Raw genomic sequence first — 25,671 nt, forward strand, 5'->3', positions numbered from 1 at the left:
GAGGTTCTCGCACTTCAGGTGGACCGGCGCGCCGACCAGCGCGGCGAGGTGCCGGCTGGTCTCCATCGGGGTGACCCGGGCGATCCCGGCCAGCACCGGAGCCGGGCGGCCGGGCCCGCGGACGGCGGGCGGGAGACGTCAGCCGTTGACCTTGTCGTCGATCAGCTTGGTGACGGTCTGCCAGGCCTTGGCAGGGTCGGTGCCGTGCTGCTCGATGTCGAGGATCCCGTTGTCGGTGATGATCGTCTTGACCGTGCCGTCCTGCTCGCCGATCGGCGCGGGCTTGATGTTCCCGGCGGTGGTGGCGAAGATCTGGCCGGTCGGGGTGGAACCGAAGTAGTCCAGCCGGGCACCCTGCACCGCCGGCAGCTGCAGGCCCGCCGTGGTCGAGGGCAGGTTCCCGACCTTGGTGAACACCTTGGCCTGCTGCTCGGGCGCGGTCAGCCAGGCGGCCAGCGCGGCGGCCTCGGCGGTGTGCTTGCCGGCCTTCGGTACCGTCAGGAAGGCACCGCCCCAGTTGGAGGCGACCGGGGCCTGGGCGATGTCCCACTTGCCCTTGCCACTGTCGCCGGAGTACTTGCTGATGATGCCGGTCATCCAGGACGGGCAGACCACGGTCGCGAACTGGGCGTTGGTGAAGGCGGTGTTCCAGTTGTCCTGGAACTGGCGGAGCCCGGCGCTGATCTTCGCCTGGGAGGCGCTGACCGCGATGTCCCAGGCCTTCTTCACCCCGGGACTGTCCCGGTAGACCAGCTTCCCCGAGGCGTCCGAGTACTGCTGCGCCTCGGCGGACAGCGCCGCGTTGAACAGCCCGCTGGCCGAGTCGGTGAAGAAGGTCCCGGCGGGGGCCTTGGACTGGTACTGCTTGCCGGCGTCGACGAACTTGCTCCAGTCACCCGCCCAGAGCCTGCCGACCGCCTCACGGTCGGACGGCAGACCGGCCTGCTCGAACAGGTCCTTGCGGTAGCAGACCGCCATCGGGCCGATGTCGGTGCCGAGCCCGATCAGGGCGCCCTTGGCGGTGGTCGCCTGCTTCGACTTCCAGGGCAGCCAGGCGTCCGCCTTCACCCCGTCCGCCTTCGACAGGTCGGTGAACTTGTCGCCGAGGGTGCCGGCCGCCTGGGCGATGTAGCCGACCTCGACCGCCTGGATGTCCGAGAGCCCGCTGCCGGAGGCCAGGTGGGTGGTCAGCGCGTCCCAGTACTTCTGGCCGTCCTGGACGGTCTCGTACTTGATGGTGATGTTCGGGTGCGCGGCCATGTACTCGTCGTACAGGCCGGCCTCCTTGTACCCGAAGGTGCCGAAGTCGCCGACGGTCAGCGTGACCTGCGCGGACCCCGGGCCCGCCGATCCGGCGGACTGCGGGCCGCCGCTGCTGCAGGCGGTCAGCAGCAGGGCGGAGCAGAGCAGCGCCGCGGCGGCCGGGGCGGTGGCTCTGCGGGGGCGGGAGGTGGTGCGCATGTGCGTCTCCTTGTTCCGAGGACGGTTCCGAGGACGTTCCGTGGGCGTTCGTTCCGTGGGCGTTCCGAGGGCGTCCGTGGACGGGCCCCGCGGGGTGCGGCCCGCGGCGGCCGGGCCGACCTGCGCGGACGGGTGGCGGATGGGGTGCCTGGTGTTGTCGTACGGGGGTGCGGTGGGGTGCGGTGGGGCGGGGCGCCCCGGCGTACGCTCGCCGAAGGCTGCGTGGGAGCGCTCCCACTCGGCCTGTGGGAAGGTTGCTGCGTCCCGGGGCCGGGTGTCAAGCCTGTGTGTCGGATCTGTTTCCGGCGGCCGTCCCGGGCGGTCCCGGCGGCGGGCGGAGGCCGACCCGGTTGGTGTCCGGCGGCGGGGCGCGGGGACGATGGGGTGGTGGCCGGGCGCGAGTGGAGCCCGGCCGGGTGAACGGAGAGGCGGCAGGATGGCACGGATGGTGGGCGGGCAGGCCGGCGGCCCGGCCGGCGGCGCAGCCCGGGGGGCGGCGCGCCCGACCCTCGAGGAGGTGGCCGCGCTGGCCGGGGTGGGCCGCGGGACGGTCTCCCGGGTGGTCAACGGCTCGCCGCGGGTCAGCGAGAAGGCCAAGGAGGCCGTGCTGGCCGCCATCGCCGAACTCGGCTACGTGCCCAACCGGGCGGCCCGGACCCTGGTCACCTCGCGGACCGACTCGATCGCGCTGGTCGTGCCGGAGGCGGAGACCCGGCTGTTCTCGGAGCCGTACTTCTCCGACATCATCAGCGGGGTGTCGGCCGAACTCGCCGAGACCGAGATGCAGTTGCTGCTGATCCTGGTCCGCAACCGGCGCGAGCGCGAGCGGCTGGCGGCGTACCTGACCGCGCAGCGGGTGGACGGCGTGCTGCTGGTCTCGGTGCACCGGGACGACCCGCTGCCGGCACTGCTGGAGAGCCTGGAGATCCCGTCCGTGCTGGCCGGCCGCCGCGGTGACGCGGAGCCGCTCGGCTATGTGATCGCGGACAACGCGGGCGGCGCCCGGATGGCCGTGCGGCACCTGCTACGGCGCGGCTGCGACGCCATCGCGACCATCACCGGCCCGCTGGACATGGAGGGCGCCAGGGCCCGGCTGGGCGGCTACCGGCAGGCCCTGGAGGAGGCCGGCCGGCCGTACCGGGAGGACCTGGTCGGGCTCGGCGACTTCACCGAGGAGGGCGGCCGGCTCGCGATGCGGGAGCTGCTGGGGCGCAGCCCCGGGCTGGACGCGGTGTTCTGCGCCTCGGACCTGATGGCGGCCGGGGCGATGCAGGTGCTGCGGGCGGCCGGCCGGCGGGTGCCGCAGGACGTGGCGGTGATCGGGTTCGACGACTCGGTCGTGGCCCGGCACACCGAACCGCCGATGACCAGCGTCCGGCAGCCGATCGAGGAGATGGGCCGGACCATGGCGCGGCTGCTGCTGGAGGAGATCGGCTCGCCCGGCCGGGCCCACCGGCAGGTGGTGCTGGCGACCGAGCTGGTGGTCCGCGACTCGGCCTGAGGGTGCGGCGCGACGGCCTGCGGCGCGGGGGTCGGCGAGTGCGGTGCGGGAGCGCTCCCATCCGTCCGTCCGGGTGGTCCGGACCCGTTCGGTGGGCCGAATGGGGGTACCGGCGTTCACTCGTCGGTGGCGACCGGGCCCGGTGCCGCGCCTGCTCGGCTAGCGTCTGCCCTGCCCGACCCCTGACCTCGGCCGGTGCCCCACCCGGGCCGGACCGGACCGGGCGGAACGGGGGACGGATCCGCGGCCGTCCCGAACACCTCGCAGGGGAACCGAACGTGAACCACAGACCGGTGCTCACCGCCGCCACGGCCACGGCCACGGCCGTGCTCGCCGCCCTCGCCGCGCTGCTGCTGGTCGGTGAGGCAGACCGTTCACAGGCCGACTCCGCCCCGGCCGCCGCAGGTGACCCGGCCGCCCGGCCGGACGGGGTGACCCGCGCGCCCGCCGCCGCACCGCCGCCCGCCGACACCGTGGCGGGCAGCGGCCCGGCGGGCGGGCTGACCGTGCTGACGGCCCGGCAGTCCGGGCTGAGGATGCACGCGTTCGGCGTGGCGGAGTCCCGGGCGGCGGACGGCGCAGCCGTGGTCGGCATGCCCCCGGACGCCGAGGCGGACCAGGAGTGGCTGGTCCTGCCGTCGGCCACCGGCGAGCTGGTCCTGCGGTCGTTGCTGGCCCCCGCCGACGACGCCGGACCGCTGCTGCTCACCACCGACCCCGACGACTCGGTCTACCTGCAGCACGGCCGGTCCGCTGGCCCGCAGGAGGACCCGGCCCAGCTGTGGACCTTCGCGGGGGACCCGGCCCGGACCGACGCGGCCGCCACCGACTCCCCGTTCCGGATCGTCGCGCAGCGGGGCGGCTGCCTCCTCGACAACGGGTACGGCGAACGCCTCACGGTCGGTTCGTGCGAGGACCCCGGGGCGTGGTGGACCTCCGACGGCACCACGGCCGCCGCGGGCGCGGACGGACCGGCCGTCAGGTCCTGAGGCCGGCGCCGGGCTAGTACACAAAGTAATTTGATCAAAACATGGAGTGACCTTTCGGGTCGGCGCCGCTGCGCGCTCAGTGAGGGGCGTCCTGCCCGGCGTCCTGCTGGGCGTCGTGCGCGAGCAGGGCGACGTACAGCGAGGTGAGCTGCTCCAGGTCGTCGAGGTCGGTGCCGAGCAGTTCCTCGATGCCCTGCAGCCGCCGGTAGAGCGCCGGGCGGCTGATGTGCTGGTGCTGCGCCGTCAGGGACTTGTTGCGGCCGGTGCTGAGGTAGCCGCGCAGCAGTTCCAGCAGGTCGGGGCGGCCCAGCAGCGGCCCGAGCTCACGCACGATGAAGGACTGCAGCTGCGGGTCGTCGCGCAGCAGCCGGACCAGCCCGCGCAGCCGTACGTCCCGCAGCCACGCCACCGGACCGGCCGGCGGCCCGGCCAGGGCGGCGTCCGCGACGTGCACCGCCTCGACGAACGAGCGGCTCAGCTCGTCCAGCACCGCGCAGCCGAAACCGGCGCCGGCTGCCGCCCGCGCGCCGAGCGCGGCCAGCCGTTCGTGCAGCCGGACCGCCAGCCGGCGCACCTCCTGCTCGGCGTCGCGGCCCGGCGGCAGGCTCAGCAGGACGGCCAGGGCGTCCGGCCGGATCCAGGCCGTCAGTGCCGCGGTGCCGTCGTCGGCGAGCTGCCGCTCGACCAGTTCGCGCAGGCCCGGGACGCGCCCGTGCGGGCGCAGCACCAGCGGGACGAAGGTCCGCCGGCCGGCCGGCAGCCCGGCGGCGCGGATCCGGGGGAGCAGGTCCTCCGGGCGGGCGGTGCCGGCCGCGAGGTCGGTCAGCAGCACCTCCGCGGCCTGCTCCTCCCAGCCGCGGCCGCGTTCGCCGAGCAGGTGGTGCAGGGCCAGCGCCTCGGCGGCGCGGGTGCCGATCACCCGGGCGGTCTGCGCGGTGCCGGGGTGGCCGAAGAGCACCAGCTGACCCCACTGGCGGCCGCGGGCCTCCAGCCGGGCCACGATCCAGCCGTCCGGGCCGAGCGTCACCGGTGAGTTCCCGGCCATCGCGGCGACCTGCCGGGACACCAGGTCCCAGTCGCGCAGCAGGTCGCCCAGTGCGGTACGCGGCCCGGCGCAGGCGAGCACCCGGCGGGCCAGGTTGACCACCACCGCGGGGCCGCCGCCGTACGCGGAGATCTCGTCCAGCAGACGCTGCAGCGGGACGCCGGAGAGGTTGAGTGCGGTGAGGGCGCTGCTCATCCGGTCGGAGAGGTCCAGTGCGGCGAACCGGCCGTGCAGCAGCCGGGCGTGCACCTCCTCGGTGAGGCGGGTGAACGGCGCAGGGCGGTGCAGCACGATCAGCGGGACCCGGCAGCGCTCGGCGGCCCGGCGCATCGCCTCCGGCGTGGTCCGGAAGCCCCGGCCCAGCCCCAGCACCACCGCCGCGGCCTCGGCGCGCTGCATCGCCTCCACGTACTCCACCTGCCGGCGCTCGTCGCCGGCCAGGAGCACCCCCGTGGTCAGCACCATCTCGCCGCCGGAGAGCATCACCGCGACGTCGGTCGCCTCGGCCACATGCAGCCAGCGCACCGGCCGGTCCAGCCGGCCCGGGCAGGCCGCCACCTCGGCGCCCCAGGTCACCATCGGGTCCAGGTCGAGCACGTCCTGCACGGTCAGGCGGCCGTCCTCCAACTGCGCCTCCCCTCCGGGTGATCGTCGGAGTCTATGCCGCCCGCCGGGCCCGCGGTGTGCCCCGGCGCACATTGCCCGCGGCGGGCCCCGGATGACAGAGTGCGACCATGGTCCACCCCGCCGTGCCGCAGGCCTCCCTCGCCCCCGCCGCCGTGTTCGACTGGCTCGACGAGGCCGCCGAGCTGCGCGCGGGCGCCGGACTGACCCGGACCCTGCGCAGCCGCCCCGCCGAGGACCCGGTGCTCGACCTGGCGGGCAACGACTACCTGGGCCTGGTCCGCCACCCCGCCGTGACCGGCGCCGCCGCCGAGGCCGCGCTGCGCTGGGGCGGCGGCGCCACCGGGTCCCGGCTGGTCACCGGCACCACGGCGCTGCACACCGAGCTTGAGAACGAACTGGCCGCGTTCTGCGGGTTCGAGGCCGCGCTGGTCTTCTCCTCCGGGTACGCGGCCAACCTGGCGGCACTGACCGCCCTGACCGACCCGGACACCCTGATCGTCTCGGACGCGTACAACCACGCCTCGCTGATCGACGGCTGCCGGCTGGCCCGCGCCGACGTGCACCGCGCCCCGCACGCCGACCCGGCGGCCGTCCGCCAGGTGCTGGCGGACCGGACGCAGCGGCGCGCCCTGGTGGTCAGCGACTCGGTCTTCTCGGTCGACGGCAACGCGGCGCCGCTGCCGCGACTGGCCGCCGCCGCCCGCGACGGCGGCGCCGCGCTGCTGGTCGACGACGCGCACGGCCTCGGGGTGCTCGGCGAGGGCGGCCGGGGCGCGCTCGCCGCCGCCGGTCTGGCGGGCGAGCCGGACGTGGTGGCCACCGTCACGCTGTCCAAGTCGCTGGGCTCGCAGGGCGGGGCGGTGCTCGGCCCGCGCCGGGTGGTCCGGCACCTCACCGAGACCGCCCGCACCTTCATCTTCGACACCGGTCTGGCCCCGGCCGCGGTCGGCGCCGCGCTCGGCGCGCTGCGCCTGCTGCGTGCCGAGCCGCACCGGGCGGAGCGCGCCCGGGAGGTGGCCCGCACCCTCGCGGCCCGGCTCGCGGCGGCGGGACTGCAGGCCAGCACGCCGGACGCGGCCGTGGTCTCGGTCCGGGCACCAGGACCCGAGGCGGCGGTGCGGTGGGCGGCGGACTGCCGTACGGCCGGGATCGCGGTCGGTTGCTTCCGTCCGCCGTCGGTGCCGGACGGCGTCTCCCGGCTGCGGCTGACGGCCCGCGGCGACCTGACGGAGGACCAGATCGAGCGGGCCGTCGCCACCATCGCCGCCACCGCGCCCTGACCTGCCGCGCGCGGCGCGCGCAGCCGGGCGGCTACGGCGTCACGGCCGGCCGGCGGGGACCGGGCTCTCGACGGCCGGGCGCTCGGTGGCCGGGCGCGCGGGGACCGTGGCACCCGCGGCTGCCGCGGTGCGGCGGCTCCGGCCGGCCAGGCGGCAGCCGAGGCAGTCGGCGTGGGCGGTCATGGTGTCCCGCACCCGCCACGGCCACTGCTGCTCCGGGCGCGGACCGCTGGGCTTGCCCCAGCCGGCCAGGTGCAGGACCCAGGTGACGACGGCGGCCAGGACGGCCAGCGCGCCCCCGAGCCACAGGCCCGCCACCGACCCGGCGCACAGCGCCACCCCGGCCACCGTGAAGCCGGTCAACGCGACCGCCGTGCCGGTCCACCCGGCGACGGTGTGGCCCATGTCGTGGTTGCCGTGCAGGGCACTCATCGCTTCCTCCGGGGGATGTGGGGGCATGGCACGTAGGCTGGAGAGACCGTTTATCTCACGAGCTAAGTATCTTAGAGACTAAGAGGAATCCGCATGCAGGGCAAGCCCCGTCCGGCGGCGACGGCCGCACAGGCACTCGCGGGCATGGACCAGCTGATCGCGCTCAGCCACATCGGGCAGCAGGACATGGCGCAGCGGCTCGGGCTGAGCAGCACCGACCTCACCTGCCTCGGCCACGTCATCGGCGCGGGCGAACAGCCCATCACCGCCGGCGAGCTCGCCGCCCGCGCCGGGCTGACCACCGGCGCCGTCACCGGCGTCGTCAACCGGCTGGAACGTGCCGGGTACGCCCACCGGCAGGCCGATCCGGCGGACCGCCGACGGGTGCGGATCGTCCCCGAGGAGACCGCCAACCTCCGTGTGATGGAGCTCTACCAGCCGTTCTACGAGCGGCTGAACGCGCTGTTCGCCGACTACACCCCGGACGAGGTCGCGGTCCTGACGGACTGGTTCACCCGCACCACCGACCTGATGCGCACCCGCCTGGAGGAGATCCGGCACGGCTGACCGCGCCTGCCCCGGATGCCGCCGCCCGCCCGCGGCAACCGGCGATACCCCCGGCTACTCGCGCGCGGCCGCCCAGTCGTACGGCGCCGGCAGCAGCTCGGCGATCCCTACCGACCGGGGCCCGCCGGGTGCGCCCACGATCACCCGGATGTCGGGGAAGCAGTCGGCCAGCACCTGCCGGCAGCGGCCGCACGGCGGGATCACCCCCCGCTCACCGTCGGCGACCGCGACCATGGTGACCAGGTCGTACGCGCCCTGCCCCGCGGCCGCGCCGATCACGGTCAGCTCGGCACACGGACCGCCGGTGAAGTGGTACACGTTCATCCCCGTGACGATCCGTCCGTCGGCGGCCCGGGCCGCGGCGGCCACCGTGTGCCGGTCACCGGACGCGTAACGGGAGACCACCGCCTCGGCGGCCTCGACCAGCTCCAGGCCGGCGGCGTCGGCGGCTGTGCTCACGGGCGGACTCCCTGGTCGGACGCGGGAACGGGGGCGGCAAGGCAGACGTGAACGGGGCAGGCACCGGCGCCGCGCGGGGCCGGCCCCGTCCACGATAGGTCGCCCGACCGGCCCGGCCCGGCGGATCGCTCCCGGCGCGCCGCCGAAGTGCGCGGCGCACTCGCGCGATACCCGCATCCGCCGTGAACGCCGTGAACCGGTCAGGTCAGGCCCAGGTACCGGGCCAGCGGGTCGTCCCGGCCGGGAGCCAGCAGCAGCGGCGCCAGCGCGCGGCACCAGGCGAGCACCCGGTCGCCGTCGGCCGCGGGCACCAGCGCGGCCAGCTCCTCGATCCGGGCCGTCAGCTCCGCCGGGCCGCCGACCCCCGCCACCGCCCAGTCGACCAGGTCGAAGTCGGGGTCACCCAGACAGGGGCGGGGATCGATCGCGACCGGGCCGTCCGGGCCGTCCAGCACGTTGGCGGGGTGCAGGTCGCCGTGGACCAGCGCAACCGGGCCGCCGGCGGCCAGCTCCCGAGCGGCGCCGCGGCAGCGCTCCGGCACCGGCACGTCCCGGCGCAGCGCCAGGTCGAACACCAGCTCCGTCCGCTCGGCCAGCCGCGGCAGTCCCGGCGGCAGCCCGACCGGTGCCCGCAGGGCGGCCAGCAGCCGCCCCACCTCGGCGGTCCGCCACGGCCGGCCGCGCAGGGTCGACCCCGGCTCGACCCCGGCCAGCAGCAGCGCCCCGGCCGCCGGCTCGTACGCCAGCAGCCCGACCACCGACGGCACCGCGGCCCAGGCCGTCAGGGCCAGTGCCTCCTGGCGGGCGATCAGCGGATCAGGCGTCAGCTTCAGCCACACCGGGGTCCCGTCCGGCCCGCGCGCGCAGCGGTACAGCAGCGCCGTGCCGCCGCCGCCCGCGGCCAGCACCTCCAGGTCCCAGCGCTCGGCCAGCCCGGCCACCAGGTCCGGCACCTCCCGGTACCAGGCCAGGGCCGCCGGCCCGAACCGCCGGACCAGCCGCTGCGCGCCCCCGGCGCCTGGGCCGTCCACCACCGGGTGCTGTCCGGCCGCTTCCACCGCTCCCCCTTCGATCGATCCGTCCGCCCCCGATTCTGGCAGGGCCCGATTCTGGCAGGGCCCGCCGCCGGCCCGGCGGAGCGGGAGCGGGACCCGGGTGGATACCGGCGGCGGGCGGGGGCAGGCGTGGGGTCACGGACACGCGAACAGAGGAGGAGTACCGATGAATCTCGTCATGGTCCTGCTGCTGGCTCCGCTCGCCCTGGCCGCCGTCGTCACCGCGCTCACCCCCGGCAGCCAACCCCGCCACCGCGGCCGCCGGGCGCCCGGCGCGGCCCGGCCCACCGGCGCCGCACCGCGCCACCGTCTCGGCTGACGGAGGATCGGGGAGCGCGGCCGGCGGGCCGGGTCAGGTGGTCAGGTGGTCTTCCTGGCCCGGCTCGGCTGCACCCGGGCGGGCTCGCCCGGCATCTTCGGGTGGTCCGGCGGGTACGGCAGGTCGCCGAGGTCCTGCCGGTGGTACAGCTCCAGCACCGGGTCCAGCGAGAACGCGTGCTGCTCGATGTCCGCGTGCACGTCCCCCAGTTCGGCGAACCGCTCGGGCACCGTGCGCAGGTCGAAGTCGGTCGGGGCGACGTCCGGCACCTCCTCCCAGCGCAGCGGGGTGGACGCGGTGGCCTCCGGCCGGGGGCGCAGCGAGTACGGGGAGGCGATGGTCCGGTCCCGGGCCATCTGGTTGTAGTCCACGAAGATCCGCTCGCCGCGCTCCTCCTTCCACCAGGCGGTGGTCACCCGGCCGGGCATCCGCCGCTCCAGCTCGCGGCCGAGCGCGATCACCGCGTGCCGGCAGTCGGTGAAGGTCCAGCGCGGCTCCAGCGGCACGTACACGTGCAGGCCGCGCCCGCCGGAGGTCTTCGGCCAGCCCCGCAGCCCGTACTCCTCCAGCAGGCCGCGCAGTTCGAGGGCGGCTGCCACCGCGTCGTGGAAGTCGGTGCCGGGCTGCGGGTCGAGGTCGATCCGCAGCTCGTCCGGGTGCTCGGTGTCCGTGCGGCGCACCGGCCAGGGGTGGAAGGTCAGGCAGCCGAGGTTGGCCGCCCAGAGGACGGCGGCCGGCTCGTTCGGGCAGATCTCGTCCGCGGTACGGCCGCTCGGGAAGGCGATCCGGGCCGTCGGCAGCCACTCCGGCAGGCCCTTGGGCGCGCGCTTCTGGTAGAAGAACTCGCCGGTCACCCCGTCCGGGAAGCGTTGCAGCGTGGTCGGCCGGTCGCGCAGCCCGCGCAGCACGCCGGGCGCCACCGCCAGGTAGTAGCGCGCGATGTCCAGCTTGGTGTAGCCGCGCTCGGGGAAGTACACCTTGTCGGGGTTGGAGAGCCGCACCGCCCGGCCGTCCACCTCCAGCTCCACAGCTCCTGCCATGGCCCCACGCTAGACCGTGTCCGACAATTCGCGTCGGATCAGCGCGCGGCGTCTGGGTGCGTGGATCGCAAGGCGGAGGAGAGAGCCCATGCGGAGTATCGGCGACCGACGACAACGCGGCGAGGCGCGTGCCCAGGCGTCGCGCGCCCGGCGGGAATTGTCGGACACGGTCTGAGCCGGGCGCGCCGAGGCGGGCGTATCGGCGCGCGGAGGGGCCGCCGGGCCGCCACCATCGGAGCATGCAGCTACCCGTGATGCCGCCCGTCCCGCCGATGCTCGCCAAGTCCGTGGCCGAGATCCCGCCCGGCATGCAGTACGAGGCCAAGTGGGACGGCTTCCGGGCGATCGTCTTCCGTGACGGCGACGAGGTGGAGATCGGCAGCCGCACCGGCAAGCCGCTCACCCGCTACTTCCCCGAGGTGGTCGCGGCCTGCCTCCGGGAGCTGCCGGAGCGCTGCGTACTGGACGGCGAGATCGTGATCGCCCGGGACGGGCGGCTGCGCTTCGAGGAACTGCTGGAGCGCATCCACCCCGCCGCCTCCCGGGTCCGCACCCTCGCCGAGCGCACCCCGGCCTCCTTCCTCGCCTTCGACCTGCTCGCCCTCGGCGACCGCGCCTTCGACCAGGAGCCGCTCGCCGAACGCCGGGCCGCCCTCGCCGAGGCCCTGGCCGGTGTCGCCGCCCCGGTGCACCTCGCGCCCGCCACCACCGACCTCGGCCTCGCCCGTACCTGGTTCACCCAGTACGAGGGCGCCGGCCTGGACGGTGTGGTGGCCAAACCGCTGGACGCGCCGTACCGGCCCGGCGAACGGACCATGTTCAAGGTGAAGCACCAGCGCACCGCGGACTGCGTGCTGGCCGGCTACCGCGAGCACAAGAGCGGCCCGGTGGTCGGCTCGCTGCTGCTCGGCCTGTACGACGACACCGGCCGGCTCCAGCACGTCGGGGTCAGCGCCTCGTTCCCGATGGCCCGGCGTCGCGAACTGGTCGAGGAGCTGCAGGAGTTGCGGATGGACTCGTTCACCGGCCACCCCTGGGCCGAGTGGACCGAGGAGAGCGCCCAGGCCGCCTCCCGGCTGCCCGGCGGCCAGAGCCGCTGGACCGGGAAGAAGGACCTCTCCTGGGTGCCGCTGCGTCCCGAACGCGTCTGCGAGGTCGCCTACGACCACATGGAGGGCAGCCGCTTCCGCCACACCACCCAGTTCCGCCGCTGGCGCCCCGACCGGGACCCGGCGAGCTGCACCTACGAGCAGCTGGTGGAACCCGTCTCGTACGACCTCGGGGAGCTGCTCGGGCCGTAACTGCTCGGACCGCAAGGGGGAGCGGGCGGAAGGAACTGCGCCCGGGGCTCGTCCCACTTTCAACCTACAGCCGGGTGGGGGCCTTGCCGCAAGGCCCCCACGGTGGGCCAGAATCCATCCTCCCGACCCCACCACCGCTCCGCCGAGGAGGACCCTTCCGATGCGCTTCCTGCTGTCCACCATCGGGTCTCGAGGTGACGTCCAGCCGATGGCCGCGCTGGCGTCGGAGCTGAGCGGGACCGGGCACCAGGTGCGGGTGTGCGCGCCGCCCGACTTCGGCGAGTGGATCGAGGGCCTGGGGATCCCGTTCGTCCCGATCGGGCCCGAGCTGCGCACCGCCGCCGCCTCCGGGCCCCGGCCCGCGGCGGCCCGGCCGACGCCGGAGCAGCTGCGCCGGCTGGCCCGGTCCACCGTCGACGCCCAGTTCGCCACCCTTCCCGCGGCGGCCGACGGCTGCGAGGTCATCGTGGCGGGCGGGGCGCTGCAGATCGCGGCCCGCTCGGTGGCCGAGCAGCTGGGGATCGGCTACGTGTACGCGGGGTACTGCCCGACCACGCTGCCCTCCCCGCACCATGCGCCGCCGCCGCTGACCGCACTGGGGCAGCGCCCGGCGCCGGCGGCGGCCGACCACCTCGGGCTCTGGGCCGAGAACGCGGCGCACCTCAACGACACCTTCGGCGCCGCGCTCGCCGAGCACCGGGCGGCCGTCGGGCTCGCGCCGGTCGACGACGTCCGGAGCCACCTGTTCACCGACCGGCCCTGGCTGGCCGCCGACCCGGTGCTCGGACCCTGGCCCGGGAGTCCCGGCGGGCCGGAGGTGGTGCAGACGGGTGCCTGGCTGCTCACCGACGAGCGTCCGCTGCCCGCGGAGGTGACGGCCTTCCTGGAGGGCGGCGAGCCGCCGCTGTACTTCGGCTTCGGCAGTATGCGCGCACCGCAGGACCTCGCGGCGACGATGCTCGGCGCCGCCCGCGCGCTGGGCCGCCGGGCGATCGTCTCCCGCGGCTGGGCCGGACTCGCGCCGGCCGACGGCGGCGCCGACTGCCTGTCCATCGGCGAGATCAACCAGCAGCTGCTGTTCCCCCGGGTCGCCGCGGTCGTCCACCACGGCGGAGCGGGCACCACCACGGCGGCCGCCCGGGCCGGCGCGCCGCAGGTCGTCCTGCCGCAGATGTACGACCAGTACTACTGGGCCGGGCGGGTCGGGGAGCTCGGAATCGGGACCCCGCACCCGAAAGGTGCTCCGACGGTCGACTCGCTGACCGCCGCGCTCGGCCGGGTGCTGCGGCCCGGGGTGGCGGCCCGCGCCCGGGCCGTCGCCGCGACGGTCCGCACCGACGGTGCGGCCACCGCCGCCCGGCGCCTCACCGAGCGGACAGCGGTCTGAGGCGGCCGGGCCGGTGCGCTCAGCGGCGGTTGCGGGGGTGCTGCTTGGCGGTGCGTTCGTTGCCGTGCTTGTAGTGGCCGGTCCACCGGGCCATCACCAGCTGGGCGTCTCCGGATTCGGCCTCGGTGGTGAACTCGGCGGCGCGCGGTCCGCGCAGCTTCGCGGCGACCTTGCCGTGGTGCCACACCACGACGGTCCCGTCGGGGCGCTGGTCGTAGCTGAATCCGGATGGTGACGGCATGGGTTCCTCTCGGCGTGGTGCAGGGACGCCCGTACCTTGGCAAGACCGTGCGGCGGGTGCAACGGGTTTTCCGGCTGCAGGCCGCGGGCCGCGGTCCGCGGCGCCGGTTCAGGGGCGGGCGGTGGCGACCAGGACGGCGATGCCGTCCAGGATGCGCTGCAGGCCGAACTCGAACAGCAGGTCCAGGTCGAAGTCGTACCCCTCGGTGGCGAGGCGGTCCAGGGTCGGGAAGCCGCCGGCGGCGAAGACCGCCCGCAGTTCGGGCTCGTGGGCGTCCATCCACTCCTCGCTGTCCAGGCCGGTCGCGGCCTGCGCCTCGGCCTCGGTCTCCAGGTTGACCGCCGTGCCCCGGATGTAGTTGATCAGCGCCAGGTAGCAGGTGAAGGCGGTCTGCAGGTCGAGGCCCTGCCCGGCCAGCGTCGCCAGCACCCACTCGCTGAACGGCATCGCGCCGGGCAGCGGCTGAGGCCTGGTCAGCGACATCGCCGGGGCCAGCCACGGATGGCGGCGGAAGGTCGACCACAGGTCGCGGGCCGCGGCCTCCAGCCGGTCCCGCCAGACGGCCTGCGGCCCGGCCGGGAAGGACCAGCCGGCCAGGGCCGTGTCCAGCATCTGCACCACCAGGGCGTCCTTGTCGGCCACGTGCCGGTACAGCGACATGGTGGCCACGCCCAGTTCGGCGGCGACCCGGCGCATCGACACCGCCGCCAGCCCCTCGGCGTCGGCGACCGCGATGGCGGCGGTGACGATCGGCGCGAGGGCGAGCGTCTGCTCGGGCACCGCCCTGCGACGCGCGGGCGGCGCGGGGGCGGGCGGTGCGGGGGCGGGCGGCCCGGGCCGTACCGGCGCGGGGCGGGCCGCCACCACGGTCCCGACGCCGGGGACCGCGTGCACCAGGCCCTGGTGCCGCAGTTCGGTGAGCGCCTTGGTGGCGGTGGCCATCGCGACCCCCCACTGCCGGGTGATCTCCCGGGTCGACGGGACCCGGTCGCCGGGCGCGAGTTCGCCGGCCGCGATCCGCCGTCGCAGCTCGGCGGCGATCCGGGCGGCCGCCCCCGGTCCGGTGCCGCCGGCCGCGGGCGGGCCCGCCGGGCCGTTCGCCGACCCGCCGTCGACCGACTTGTTCACCACGACTCCTCCGCTCCGAACCGGTGCACCTCGACGGGCGCCTGCGGGCACCATCGGCCCTGCGACGACAGTCGCGCCGCGGTCAGCGTACGGGGGCGGCGCTGTCCTGGTCCTCCTGGCGGTCGAGTTCGGTCAGCAGGCCGCGCAGGAAGGAGCGGGTCCGGACGAGGTCGTCCTCGGCGAGGCCGGTGAGGAGTTCCCGGTGTGCGGCGGCGGCGCGGGCGGTGACCAGGGCGAGCGCCTCCTGGCCGAGCGGGGTCAGGGTGAGCAGGGGGGAGCCCTTGTGGTCGGGGTTGGCCGCGAAGGCGGCGTGGCCCGAGGCGGCCAGGTCGTTGGCGACGCGCTGGATGTTCTGCCGGCTGACGCCGAGCCTGCGGGCGGCCTGGGCCACGGTGACCGGGGTCGCCGAGGCCACGCTGAGCACCTGCCAACGGGCCTGGGTGAGCCCGGCCGCCCGGGCGGTCCGCTCGCCGAGCCGGCGCAGCGCCCCGGCCGCCTCGAACACGTCCGCGACCAGCAGGGCCATCATGTCGGCCGCCATCGGCGCCGCCTCCTTTGACAACATATTGTCGATGTGTGAGTCTGTTGTCATCCTACCGCGGGAAATCCAGTTCGAGGAGACCTCCCATGCCCACGATCGACCTGTACCGCAACGTCCACCTCGGCCAGCGGCGCCGGCTCCTCGGCCTCGCCGTCGAGCTCGGCCGTGCCGACGCCGCCCGCCCGGGCCGGGTCGCCGCCCTGGCGGGCGAGTGCCTGGCGATGACCCGCGAACTGCGCGAGCACGCCGACCACGAGGACGCGTTCATCCACCCCCTGCTGCGCGAGCGTGCCCCGGAGGCCGCCGACGCCCTCGAGGCCGAGCACCTGCGGCTGGACGCCTCGCTCGCCGCGCTCGACCGGCGGGCCCGCAGTCTGCCGCAGGCGGGCGACCCGGCCCTGCCGGAGGCGCAGCACGCGCTCTACCTGGCGCTGAACGAGCTGATCAGTGCCTACCTGGCCCACCTGCACGCGGAGGAGACGGTCGCGATGCCCGCGCTGCGCGACCGCTGCGAGGAGTCGGAACTCGCCGGAGTGCTACGGGACTTCCACGCCTCCCGGGCGCCGGAGGCGGCGGTGGCGGACCTGCGGCAGATGCTCCCGGCGCTGCCGCCGGCGGTCCGTGCCGACATCGTGCGGGGCCTGCCGGCCGAAGGGCCCGGTGGTGGCAGCATGCCGGCCGCGGTCGGCGCCGGGCTCACCCGCGAGCAGTACGCCCGGCTGCTGGAGGACCTCGGCATCCCCGAGAGCCACGCCGTGCGGGCGGCCGCCGGCCCGGGTGCACCAGTGCACCAGAACTCCGGTGCACTAGGGCGCTAGTGCGCCGTAGGTCCATTGCTCTGGCGGAATTGGGCTTGCCATGAGTCTGCGTACGCCGTACATTCGGAGGCATGGGACACACCGACATTCTGATCTCCGGCGGCGGCATCGCCGGCCCGGCCCTCGCGTACTGGCTGCACCGGGCGGGCTTCGCCGTCACGGTCGTCGAACGCGCCCCCGCGCCCCGGCCGGGCGGCCAGACCGTGGACCTGCGCGGCGCGGGCCGCACCGTCATCGAGCGGATGGGGCTGATGCCGCAGGCCCGCGAACTCTCCGTCCAGCAGCACGGATTCGTGCTGGTCGACGCGGCCGACCGGATCACCGCCCGGGTGGGCGCGGACAGCTTCGGCGGCGAGGGGATCATCTCCGAGATCGAGATCCTCCGCGGTGACCTCGGCCAGCTGCTGTACGAGGCGACCCGCCCGCACGTCGAGTACCTCTTCGACGACACCATCACCTCCCTCGACCAGGACGAGGACGGCGTGAGCGTCGGCTTCGAGCGGGGCGGCCGACGGCGCTTCGGCCTGGTGGTCGGCGCGGACGGCCTGCACTCGGTGGTCCGGTCCCTCGCCTTCGGGCCGCAGGCGGGCTCCGTCCGCCCGATCGGGATCTACAACGCGTGGTTCACCATGCAGGGCGGCACCGACCTCGGCGGCTGGTTCCGGATGTTCAACGCACCCGGCGGGCTGGTCGCCTCCGCCCGGCCCGGCCGGCACCCCGGCGAGATCAAGGCCGGCCTGGGCTTCCGCTCGCCGCCGCTCGACTACGACCGCCGCGACCTCGACGCCCAGCGGGCGCTGGTGGCCGACCGGTTCGCCGGCGTCGGCTGGCTGGTGCCCGAACTGCTGGCCGCCATGCGCACCGCCGAGGACTTCGCCTTCGACCCGATGGGGCAGGTGCACCTCGACAGCTGGCACCGGGGCCGGACGGTCCTGCTCGGCGACGCCGGGTACTGCGCCACCCCGCTCACCGGCCTCGGCACCAGCCTGGCCCTGGTCGGTGCGTACGTGCTGGCCGGCGAGCTGGCCGGGGCGGGCACCGACCCGCAGGGGGCGCTGCGCCGCTACGACGCCGTGATGCGGCCCTACGTCCGCAAGGCGCAGGAACTGCCGCCCGGCGGCGCCGGCGGCTTCGCACCGTCCTCCGCCCTCGCGATCCGGCTCCGGGCGGCCTCCATGCGGTCGATGAACCGCTGGCCCGTGCGCAACCTGATGGCCGCCCAATTCGCGAAGGCCGGGGACATCGCGCTTCCCCATTACCCGGAACTGAACTGACGTACAGTCATTGAAAGCCACTGCCGGTGCCCATGGTGACGCTGGTTCGGCGGGGGGTCACGTGAAGTTCATCCGCACCGGGCAAAAAGAATCCCGGGTGCGGCCCGGAGGCGGCACCCGGGATTTCCCGGCGAACGGTCAGCCCTGCACGGAGGCGAGCTTCGGGTTCGGGCCGTACTGGTTGTCGTTCGGCTGGCCCTCGGTCGCCAGGAAGACGATCAGGATGATCGAGCCGATGAACGGGATCAGGGAGATCAGCACCCACCAGCCGGAGCGGTTGGTGTCGTGCAGGCGGCGAATGCCGACCGCGATCGAGGGGAGGAGCACGGCGAGCGCGTAGATCGAGCCGAGGACGGCGGTGCCCGCGACGTTGTCGATGACCGCCAGCACGATCGAGATGATGATGTTGACGAGGGCGAACATCCAGAATTCCTGGCGGCGTGCCCGCCCGCTGAATCCGACGTAGTTCTTCAGTACTGCCAGGTACCAGTCCACCGTGGTGCTCCTATTTCTCATGGCTGCTGAGCGGAGCGAACCTATGGCCCGGTCAACTCGCGGTCAAGGTATTTGTGCCGGGCCGATGCGCAACTGTGACGGCGGGCCGGAAACACCCGCCCCATTGCTGCGCACACGCGTGAAATTCCCCCGGTGGACGCACGAATTCCGACGCCGGGTCAGCCCCTCGACCGCGGCCGTTCAATGCCGGTGGTGATTGTCCGGCTGGGCCGGGTCGCCGGGGTGTTCGAGGCCGGGGACGAGGGTCAGCCGGGTCGCCCTGGCATGGTCGAGCCACCGCGTGAACGCTGTGCGGCGGGCGGACTCCAGCAACTGCCCGCACCGGTCCGCCGGGTGCGGCCGGGCGGTCCGGCGGGCCGTCAGGGTGGCGGTCCAGCCGCCCGCCGTGACCGGCCGGCCCTCGGGCGCCCGGCTCAGAGCGGCGGCCAGCTCGGCCGGCAGTGACTCCGGCGCGGCCTCGAACTCGCCGTCCGGCGTGGCCAGCCGCCAGAGCTCGACGGGCGGCCCGGGATCCGCCGCCGGCCGGCGGACCGGGTCGGCGACGGTGTCGGCGGTGACGGCCCGGTAGACCGCACGGACCGCCGCACTGCCCTCGAACGCCGCCGCCGTGATGGACCCCAGCTCGACCGCCGCCCGCTGGTCCAGCCTGACCGGGGCGGTCCCGGTGCAGTCCAGACCGCGCTCGGCCGCCTCCGCCGCGCACAGCGCCTCGGTGAGGAGCACCTGTGCGACCCAGCGGGTCAGCTGCCGGTCCTCCGCGCTGCCCGCCACCGGCAGCGCGGCGGACCGCGGCCCGGCCCGCAGCGCGGCGAGCCGCCGGTCCAGCTCCGCCCGGTCCAGCGGGCGCCCGTCGAGCAGGCCGAGCACACCAGGGTGCGGGTGGGCGTGCGCGTGCTCGTGGCGCTCGGAGTGGTCGTGGTGCTCGTGGTGGTGCCGACTCACGGGGCCACCACCAGCTCGACGGTCGGCGCGTACTGGCAGCGCCCGAACCACATCGCCTTGGCGAGCGCCCAGTACGCACCCGGCTCGGCGTCCGGCGGCGCCGCCAGCTCGAAGGTGACGGTCTGCTCGGCGCCCGCCGCCACCGCGAACCCGCGCACCGGTTCGCCCACCGTGTCCCAGACCCCCCAGGGCGAGACCACCTGCAGCTCGCCGTGGATCTCACCGCGGGTCCGGTTGGCCAGTACCAGGGCCAGCTGCGCCCGCCCGCCCGGCCGTACCCGCAGCGACTGCTCCGCCACCGTCACCGTGAGCCCGGTGTCCCGTCCGGTGGCGGCCTTGGTGCCCTGCGCGGCGGTCCAGTCCTCCGGGACCTCACCGGCCACCGGGAGCAGCGCCGGCAGCTCGCCCAGGGCGATGGTGGCGACGTCCTCGATCCGCTGCCCGGCGTGCTCGATCCGGACGGCGGCGAAGTACAGGCCGGGCTCGGCCCCCGGCGGCGGGGTCAGTTCCACCGGGAAGCGCAACTGTCCGGCGGCCGGCAGCCGGTACGGCCGGCGGCCCGTACTCACCCGCCAGCCGTCCGGGGCGATCACCTCCGCGGTGCCCTCGACCTCGGCGTCCACCAGGTGCGAGGCGAGCACGGCGGACAGCTCGACCGGTTCGCCCGTGGTGCGCAGCAGGCCGGGGGACAGGCCCACCGAGACCGGCAGGTAGCCCATCGGCGCGGGGCCGCGGTTGTGCAGCCAGTACCGGGCGTGCACCGGCTGGGCGGCTTCGGCCGTCGGGCCGAGCGGCGGGCCGTCGCTGCGCGCGCCGACCGGCCGTGCGGTGACGGTGAGCACCTCGCTGCCGGCCAGCGCGATCTCCTGGCCGAGCGCGGCGGTGGCTCGTTCCAGCAGGTCCGCCCGGTGCGGGCGGGTGAGCCGGAGCGAGCCGCCGAGGCGGGCGGTGCGGCCGAGGCCGGTGGACTCGACCAGCCGCAGGGTCACCCCGGAGGCGGCCGGGTCGCCGACGGCCGCCGAGCCGTGCGCGATCGGGTTGCCGGTCGGCTTGAGGGTGCCGAGCAGGACCTCGCGGGCCGGGTCGACCCGCAGCCAGCTGTGGGTGGCCGGCAGTGGCCCGGCCTGGGCCGGTGCGAGCCGGGGGAGCAGCGGGTGGTTGAACTCCTGCCCCTGGGCGGGCAGCGCCAGGGCCCGCCAGTCACCGTCCCCGGACACCAGCGAGTACGAGAACTCGTGCGTCCAGTGCTGGAGTTGGAAGGAGGCGCCGTCCGGCAGGGTGCGCTGCGGCGGGTCGATCCACACGCCCGACGGCCAGCCGGTGCAGGAGCGCATCAGGGACAGGTGCAGGGCGCCGGTCGGGTCGACCGCGAACCCGGGCAGCCCGTAGGTCAGCAGGGCGACGGTGTGGTCGGTGAGCCGCTCGGAGGCGGGCAGCGCGCCGGGGCAGACGGCGTGCACCACGGCGTCGGCGAGGTCCTCGGCGAGCGCCGCCGGGTCGGTGACCACCAGTGCGGGCAGTGCGCGCAGGTCCCGCAGGTCGGCGCCCGGCTGCCAGACCTCGTGCAGCGCCTTCTCGGCGGGTACCCAGACCCGGCCGTGCGCGGCCAGCGCCGTGGCGTACTCGGCGCCGGCCCGTTCCAGCACCTGCCGGGCCGCGTCGTTGGTGTCCGGGCCGCCCAGCACGATCCGGAAGTCAGGCAGGTTGGAGTCGACGTCGAGCCAGCCGTAGCGGGCCCGTTCGGCACTGCCGGTGGTGGCGGTCACGCCGACCCGGGCGAGCGCCACCACCAGGTCGCGGGCGTCGGCGGCCGAGGCCAGGTCGGCGGCCACCACCTCGGCGACGCCGAGCGCCCGGTCGCCGAGCGGCTCGCCGGCCGGGCCGGTCAGCGTGACCCGGGCGGTGGAGCCGAGACCGAACCAGGTGTTGGCCGGGTTGTCCAGCGTCCAGGGCGCCTCGGCGGCGTCCACGTCGGGCAGCGCGAAGCCGCGGCCGACCACCGCGTCCGCGACCTCGCTGACCGGCAGGGCGCCGGGCAGGTCGACCGGGAAGCGCAGCCGCAGCAGCCGGTCGGCGCCGGCGTAGTCGACCACCGTGGTCCGGCAGTCGACCCGGTCGACGCCGTGCCAGAGCGTGACCGTCTGCCGGTACCCGATGCCGTCGACCGTCCCGGCCACCACCAGCCGCTCGCCGAGCGGGCCGCGCTCGCGGCGGACGGTGGCGGGCGCCTCGCCGGCGCCGGTCACCGGGCCCTTGGGGACCAGGTGCCAGGGGCCCTCGCCGAAGTCCGGGTGCTGCGGGTACTCCTCGTACACCCGCAACTCGTTGCCGACCTGGCCCGCGCGGATCAGCTCGCGGCCGGACGCCTTGTCCAGGACGGAGACCAGCGCACCGCCGCGGTCCGGGTCGGCGGCCACCCGGTAGCGGGCGTTCTCGGCCGCCGTCCCTGCGGCGGCCGACCACAGCGGCGCCGCCGGGCCGCCGGCCAGCCGCCAGCTGCGCCAGCCGAGCGCGGGGACGTCCGCCGCGAGGAACCACAGCGTGCCGCGGTCGACGGCGCTCGGCACCTCGGCGCCGGTGTCGTCCAGCACCCGGCCGCCCTCGGTGCCGGACGGAAGCCGGACGGCGGCGAGCGCGGTCCGGTCGAAGGACAGCGTGTTGGTGACCACGACCGCGCTGCCCTCGCCGCTGGTGTCGATCCGCGCCACCAGCGCGTCCAGGGCGGTGTCGCGGACCTCGGCGGCCAGGTCGTGCGCCTCCCGCCAGCCGCCCAGCAGGTCGATGTACACCTGGTCCGACTCGGAGCCGGTGATCGCGTCGTGGTGCGCGCCGTACGCGAGGTGCCGCCAGACCTTGTCGAGCGCCGCGTCCGGGTAGCGCCCGAGGCCCTGGACGGCGGCCAGGGTGGCGAGCTTCTCCGCGTCCACCGCCGCCACCTCGGCGGCCCGCTGGGCCTGCTTGGTGTCGATGTACGAGACGTCCTTGCCGGTGTAGACCGGGTTCATGTCGCGGGTCTGCGGGCTGGGCCGCCGCCCGGTGGCGGCGAGTTCGGCCCGGACGGCGGCGAGGAACTCGCGCGGGGTGCCGCAGACGAACCGCGGCCACAGGTACTTCTCGGCCCAGGAACGGTGGACGGCGGTGACCCACTTGTTCGGCGGGGTGTAGTCGGTGCCTACCGGCAGCAGCAGGTTCTTGGTCGCACCGACCGGCTTGATCTTGCGGTAGAGCTCGTACACGGCCTGCTCGGCGGTGGCCAGGTCGGGCGAGGAGTCCATCCACCAGCCGGCCGAGTAGTGGTGCGCCATGAAGTGGGTCAGCACCCCGCGGCCCGAGGGCGAGAGCCACTCGAACTCGCTCGGGAACTGCATCACCGTGGCGTCGTCCTTGGCCTCCCGGAAGTTCTTCTGGATCGGCCCCCACTGGTGGAACGGGCCGCGCGCCCAGGCGCTGCCGGTCAGCCCCGCGTCGGCCAGGTAGCCCGGGAACTGCGGGTCGTGGCCGAACACGTCCAGCTGCCAGGCGGTCTGCGGGTCGCCGCCGAGGATGTCACGCTGGTAGCCGATGCCGTACACCAGGTTGCGGATGGTGCTCTCGGCGCCGGTCAGGTTGGTGTTGGGCTCGTTGTAGGTGCCGCCGACCAGCTCGACCTGACCGCTCGCCAGCAGCCGCCGCAGGTCCGCCCGGCGCTCCGGGTGCTGGTCGAAGTACGGCTTCAGGTAGTCGATCTCGGCCAGCACGAACTTGTAGACCGGGTCGCGCAGCGCCAGGTCGAGGTGGGTGTCCACCAGGGCGAAACCGTTGCGCTCCCACAGCGGGCGGGTGGTGGCGTCCCCGGACAGCAGCTCCCACGGGGAGGTGTACGCCGCCTGGGTGTTCCACCAGACCGGGTCGTAGTGGAAGTGCGAGACCAGGTACATCGTCCAGCCGGGCTCGGCGGGTTCGAGCAGCGCCTCGGCCCGGGCCGGCCCGGCGGTGACGGTGATCGGGCGCCCGGTGCCGGGCACCGGGTCGGCCACGGTCAGCGGCACCTCGACCACCCCCGTGCCGGTCGCCTCGCCCTCCACCCCCGGCCCGCTGACGGTGATCCGGGTGGGTGGGCCGTCGAGGGTCACCCGCAGCAGCTGGCGCGGTGCCTCCTCGGGCCCGGTGAACAGGTCGGTGCTCTCGACAGCGGTGATGGTGACCGGCACGGGCTGGCTTCCTCTCGGTCGGGCGGTCGGGCGGTCGGGCGGTCGGGCGGTCGGTGCGGTGGGTGCGGTCGGGCGGTACGGCGATGCTGCGGTGCGGCGTTACGAGCCCCAGGCCTCGAACTCGTAGATCCGGGCGGCCGGATCGCCGGTCTGGGTGGGTTTGGTGATCACCAGCCGGACGTACCGGGCGGTGACCGCGGCCGGGCTGGTGGTGGTGGCCGCGGTGTTCCCGGTGACGGTGGCGGCGGTGGTCCACGGGTCCGCGGTGGAGGAGCGGACCTGGACGGTGTAGTCGCGGGTGTTCCAGGTGGCGCTCTCACCGCCGGCCGCCGCGTGCTTCACGGTGAACCGGGACAGCTGGTGCGCCGAACCGAGGTCCACCTCCAGCCACTTGGCGGTGGTGAGGGTGCACCACTTGTCGGAATTGCCGCCACCCACGCTGCCGTTGACGGCTTTGGCCGGGCCCTCCGCACTGTTGCACTGCCCGGAGGCGGTCGCCGGGCGGCCCAGCGCGAGATTGCTCTCGGCAGGCGGGGTGGTGCCCCAGCTGACGGTGGTCGTGGCGGCGGGCGAGCGGCCGAACTCCGCCGACACCGCCTCGACCTCCACGGTGGTGGAACTCTCGCCACCCGCCCGGTCCAACTGCGGCACGTAGTACGAGTCGTTGGGCGTGGCACCGAGGAAGGTCCGGCTCCCGTCGGCGTTGCGGCGGTACACCTCGTAGTGGTGCACGGCGCCGGAGGCCGGGGCCGTCCAGGCCAGCCGCAGCGACTTGCGGGTCGCCGTCACATCGGTGCTGCCCAGCACGGTCGGTGCGCCCGGCGCCGCCGTCGCGTCCACCGAACCGTCGTACACCGCGAGCTGGCCCACCCGCAGATCGTACGAGGGCGCCGAACCGGCAGCCTGGAAGCCGATCTGCGCGATCGTGCGGCCCGCGAAGGCCGACAGGTCGAGTGTCCTGCGCTCCCAGCCGGCGGAGGTGGTGGAGCCCAGGTCGAGGGTGGTGAAGGCGGTCGGCGCGTCGGTGAACGAGACCGCGGCCCTGAGCCCGCTCGGCCCGGCAGACGGGGTCTTCAGCACCACGGAGAGCTTGGTGTCGGCGGCCACCGGCAGCCTGGTCTGGTACAGCCGGACGGTGTTGGTGCCGTCCAGCTTCCCGCTCAGCCGCAGCGAGGAGCCGCCCTCGTACGCGTCGCCGAAGTCGATCGACGGGGTGAGCTTCGTCCCGGTGGAGGTGACCTGCCAGCGGTAGGTCGGCGGCACGTCCTGGAGCGAGAGGTTGTTCCAGCCGCCGGTGGCGACCCGGACACCGGCCGAGTTGTAGAAGTCGCCCTGCCCGGTGTCGAAGGAGGTGACGAACGGCTTGGCGGTGATCGGCGAGGACTCGGCCACGTACGAGGCCAGGCCCTTCCAGGAACTCGAGGTGGTGGTGTCGGACGGGTCGGCGTTGGCACCCACCCAGTAGCGGGAGTCCCTGGCGTAGAAGTCGGCCCGGTCGGTGGCGGACTTCCAGGTCCACTCCGGCCGGTACAGCCCGAGCGAGGCGCTGTGCGGCCGGCCCGCCGGGAACAGCGCGTTCCAGTCGACACCGGTGTTGTAGCCGTTGGCCTCGGTGTCGATGCCCGCGTACAGGTCGTACTCGCTGCGCCCGAGCGAACGGGCCAGCGTCCGTGAGGAGTCCAGCGTGCCGGAGCCCCAGCCGAAGTTGAGGAACATGGAATCCGAAACCCGGCCCGAGGAGTCCTGGAGGAACGCGTCGTTGGCGGAGTCCAGCTGGTTCTGCCAGTCGACCGCGCCGGACTCGGTCATCGCGTCGTACCACATGAAGTCGGTCGGGCCCTGCGCCCTGGCGTACTTCATCTCGTTGCGCAGCTCGGTGGCCAGCGCGGCGTCACCTCCGCCGGTCTCCTGGTTGACGAACCAGCCGTCGAAGCCGTAGTACTGCGCCGCCTGCACCAGCTTGTCCGCGACCGGGTAGCGCGTCCCGGACCTCTGCACGAAGTCGCGCACCCACTGGAGCTGTCCGCCGTACGCCGCGGGCGGGAAGAACACGGTCCCGTACACCTTGACGCCGTTGCGGTGCGCCGCGTCGATCACGGTCGGGTTGGGGGCCAGGATCAGCCCCTCACCCGCGGAGCCGCCCCAGAACACCAGCTTGTCGACGTACTGCCAGTAGCCGAAGGCGTAGTAGCCGGGGTCCTGGGAGCCCTGCGAGGGGTTGTTCGAGGTCGGGCCGAAGGAGACCAGCGAGGCGATCTTCCCCTCGCCGCCGCGGGCGCCCGCGTTGGCCTTCAGCGCGGGGTCCGAGGTGCGTGGCTGCAGCGGCACCCGGGAGCGGTTGAACCGGGCGTCGGGGTCGGTGGCCGGGTCCCAGTTCAGGATGGTGTTCGGGTACCAGTACGAGGCGTACGGCTGGTTGCCGGCGGCAGCCGGGGCGGGCCGCCCGCCGGGTGCGGCCGTCGCGGGGACGGCACCGAGGGCGGTGGTGGCCGCCACCGCGGCACCTAACAGCAGGGTGAGTGGTCGTCGCATCCGGGTCTCCAGTCCAGCGTTCCGTG

The 25,671-nt window shown here is 74.9% G+C and carries 22 protein-coding genes; 9 read left to right on the forward strand and 13 right to left on the reverse strand.

Annotated features, from left to right (window positions below; translation table 11 throughout):
• Positions 1–138 precede the first annotated feature (138 nt).
• The gene (locus AB0D08_RS25650; protein ID WP_033822514.1) at positions 139–1,461 is read right to left on the reverse strand and encodes an ABC transporter substrate-binding protein; all 1,323 of its coding nucleotides are present in this window, start codon (positions 1,459–1,461) and stop codon (positions 139–141) included.
• Between the two features lie 445 nt (positions 1,462–1,906).
• Here AB0D08_RS25650 and AB0D08_RS25655 point away from each other — a divergent pair, with 445 nt between their 5' ends.
• On the forward strand, positions 1,907–2,962 hold the full coding sequence (locus AB0D08_RS25655; RefSeq protein WP_359891960.1) for a LacI family DNA-binding transcriptional regulator: 1,056 nt from the start codon (positions 1,907–1,909) through the stop codon (positions 2,960–2,962).
• A 278-nt stretch (positions 2,963–3,240) separates the two neighbouring features.
• The gene (locus tag AB0D08_RS25660) at positions 3,241–3,951 is read left to right on the forward strand and encodes a hypothetical protein (protein WP_359891912.1); all 711 of its coding nucleotides are present in this window, start codon (positions 3,241–3,243) and stop codon (positions 3,949–3,951) included.
• Positions 3,952–4,027: 76 nt separating this feature from the next.
• On the opposite strand, the gene AB0D08_RS25665 is transcribed toward AB0D08_RS25660, so the two are convergent.
• Positions 4,028–5,623 (reverse strand): PucR family transcriptional regulator, encoded by a 1,596-nt coding sequence (locus tag AB0D08_RS25665; RefSeq protein WP_033822511.1) that lies wholly within the window; start codon positions 5,621–5,623, stop codon positions 4,028–4,030.
• A 107-nt stretch (positions 5,624–5,730) separates the two neighbouring features.
• Here AB0D08_RS25665 and AB0D08_RS25670 point away from each other — a divergent pair, with 107 nt between their 5' ends.
• On the forward strand, positions 5,731–6,903 hold the full coding sequence (locus AB0D08_RS25670; protein ID WP_359891915.1) for an 8-amino-7-oxononanoate synthase: 1,173 nt from the start codon (positions 5,731–5,733) through the stop codon (positions 6,901–6,903).
• A 39-nt stretch (positions 6,904–6,942) separates the two neighbouring features.
• Here the strand turns inward: AB0D08_RS25670 and AB0D08_RS25675 are convergent, their stop codons facing one another.
• Positions 6,943–7,335 carry an HGxxPAAW family protein gene (locus AB0D08_RS25675; protein WP_359891918.1) on the reverse strand — a complete coding sequence of 131 codons (393 nt, stop codon included), beginning with the start codon at positions 7,333–7,335 and terminating at the stop codon, positions 6,943–6,945.
• Between the two features lie 93 nt (positions 7,336–7,428).
• Here AB0D08_RS25675 and AB0D08_RS25680 point away from each other — a divergent pair, with 93 nt between their 5' ends.
• Complete coding sequence (locus AB0D08_RS25680) at positions 7,429–7,902, forward strand: MarR family transcriptional regulator (protein WP_033824986.1); 474 nt, start codon at positions 7,429–7,431, stop codon at positions 7,900–7,902.
• Between the two features lie 54 nt (positions 7,903–7,956).
• Here AB0D08_RS25680 and AB0D08_RS25685 read toward each other — a convergent pair whose 3' ends face one another.
• Positions 7,957–8,334, reverse strand: coding sequence for a cytidine deaminase (locus AB0D08_RS25685; protein ID WP_359891963.1), 378 nt, complete (start codon positions 8,332–8,334; stop codon positions 7,957–7,959).
• A 227-nt stretch (positions 8,335–8,561) separates the two neighbouring features.
• Positions 8,562–9,419, reverse strand: coding sequence for an aminoglycoside phosphotransferase family protein (locus AB0D08_RS25690; protein WP_359891922.1), 858 nt, complete (start codon positions 9,417–9,419; stop codon positions 8,562–8,564).
• 163 nt (positions 9,420–9,582) lie between these two features.
• On the opposite strand from AB0D08_RS25690, the gene AB0D08_RS25695 reads away from it, so the two are divergent.
• On the forward strand, positions 9,583–9,735 hold the full coding sequence (locus AB0D08_RS25695; protein ID WP_158515637.1) for a hypothetical protein: 153 nt from the start codon (positions 9,583–9,585) through the stop codon (positions 9,733–9,735).
• A gap of 41 nt (positions 9,736–9,776) precedes the next feature.
• On the opposite strand, the gene ligD is transcribed toward AB0D08_RS25695, so the two are convergent.
• Positions 9,777–10,775, reverse strand: a complete 999-nt coding sequence (gene ligD, locus AB0D08_RS25700) for a non-homologous end-joining DNA ligase (protein ID WP_199520512.1) — start codon at positions 10,773–10,775, stop codon at positions 9,777–9,779.
• A 239-nt stretch (positions 10,776–11,014) separates the two neighbouring features.
• On the opposite strand from ligD, the gene AB0D08_RS25705 reads away from it, so the two are divergent.
• Positions 11,015–12,076: an ATP-dependent DNA ligase gene (locus AB0D08_RS25705; protein WP_033824983.1), complete on the forward strand. Its 1,062-nt coding sequence runs from the start codon at positions 11,015–11,017 to the stop codon at positions 12,074–12,076.
• A 160-nt stretch (positions 12,077–12,236) separates the two neighbouring features.
• Positions 12,237–13,463, forward strand: coding sequence for a glycosyltransferase (locus AB0D08_RS25710; RefSeq protein ID WP_033824982.1), 1,227 nt, complete (start codon positions 12,237–12,239; stop codon positions 13,461–13,463).
• Positions 13,464–13,482: 19 nt separating this feature from the next.
• Here AB0D08_RS25710 and AB0D08_RS25715 read toward each other — a convergent pair whose 3' ends face one another.
• The 3 genes from AB0D08_RS25715 to AB0D08_RS25725 all read right to left on the reverse strand — a co-directional run bounded on the left by AB0D08_RS25715 (position 13,483) and on the right by AB0D08_RS25725 (position 15,373).
• Entirely contained in the window at positions 13,483–13,704 is a 222-nt protein-coding gene (locus AB0D08_RS25715; RefSeq protein WP_033824981.1) for a hypothetical protein, read from the reverse strand.
• 108 nt (positions 13,705–13,812) lie between these two features.
• Positions 13,813–14,832, reverse strand: a complete 1,020-nt coding sequence (locus AB0D08_RS25720) for a TetR/AcrR family transcriptional regulator C-terminal domain-containing protein (protein ID WP_359891929.1) — start codon at positions 14,830–14,832, stop codon at positions 13,813–13,815.
• Positions 14,833–14,914: 82 nt separating this feature from the next.
• On the reverse strand, positions 14,915–15,373 hold the full coding sequence (locus tag AB0D08_RS25725; RefSeq protein ID WP_033819620.1) for a MarR family winged helix-turn-helix transcriptional regulator: 459 nt from the start codon (positions 15,371–15,373) through the stop codon (positions 14,915–14,917).
• An 86-nt stretch (positions 15,374–15,459) separates the two neighbouring features.
• Between AB0D08_RS25725 and AB0D08_RS25730 the strand changes: the two genes are divergently transcribed.
• Together AB0D08_RS25730 and AB0D08_RS25735 are read left to right on the forward strand one after the other, a co-directional pair.
• On the forward strand, positions 15,460–16,191 hold the full coding sequence (locus AB0D08_RS25730) for a hemerythrin domain-containing protein (protein WP_359891932.1): 732 nt from the start codon (positions 15,460–15,462) through the stop codon (positions 16,189–16,191).
• A gap of 71 nt (positions 16,192–16,262) precedes the next feature.
• On the forward strand, positions 16,263–17,465 hold the full coding sequence (locus AB0D08_RS25735; RefSeq protein ID WP_033819621.1) for an FAD-dependent monooxygenase: 1,203 nt from the start codon (positions 16,263–16,265) through the stop codon (positions 17,463–17,465).
• A gap of 138 nt (positions 17,466–17,603) precedes the next feature.
• On the opposite strand, the gene AB0D08_RS25740 is transcribed toward AB0D08_RS25735, so the two are convergent.
• From AB0D08_RS25740 to AB0D08_RS25755, 4 genes are all read right to left on the reverse strand, one after another.
• The gene (locus tag AB0D08_RS25740) at positions 17,604–17,960 is read right to left on the reverse strand and encodes a DUF805 domain-containing protein (RefSeq protein ID WP_033819622.1); all 357 of its coding nucleotides are present in this window, start codon (positions 17,958–17,960) and stop codon (positions 17,604–17,606) included.
• A 201-nt stretch (positions 17,961–18,161) separates the two neighbouring features.
• Complete coding sequence (locus tag AB0D08_RS25745; RefSeq protein WP_359891936.1) at positions 18,162–18,923, reverse strand: hypothetical protein; 762 nt, start codon at positions 18,921–18,923, stop codon at positions 18,162–18,164.
• Positions 18,920–23,113, reverse strand: coding sequence for an NEW3 domain-containing protein (locus AB0D08_RS25750; protein WP_359891939.1), 4,194 nt, complete (start codon positions 23,111–23,113; stop codon positions 18,920–18,922). The genes AB0D08_RS25745 and AB0D08_RS25750 overlap by 4 nt, the downstream gene beginning before the upstream one ends.
• A gap of 99 nt (positions 23,114–23,212) precedes the next feature.
• Positions 23,213–25,645, reverse strand: coding sequence for a discoidin domain-containing protein (locus tag AB0D08_RS25755; protein ID WP_359891942.1), 2,433 nt, complete (start codon positions 25,643–25,645; stop codon positions 23,213–23,215).
• Between the last annotated feature and the right edge of the window lie 26 nt (positions 25,646–25,671).

Source organism: Kitasatospora sp. NPDC048540, assembly GCF_040651175.1.
Taxonomy (GTDB): Bacteria; Actinomycetota; Actinomycetes; order Streptomycetales; family Streptomycetaceae; genus Kitasatospora.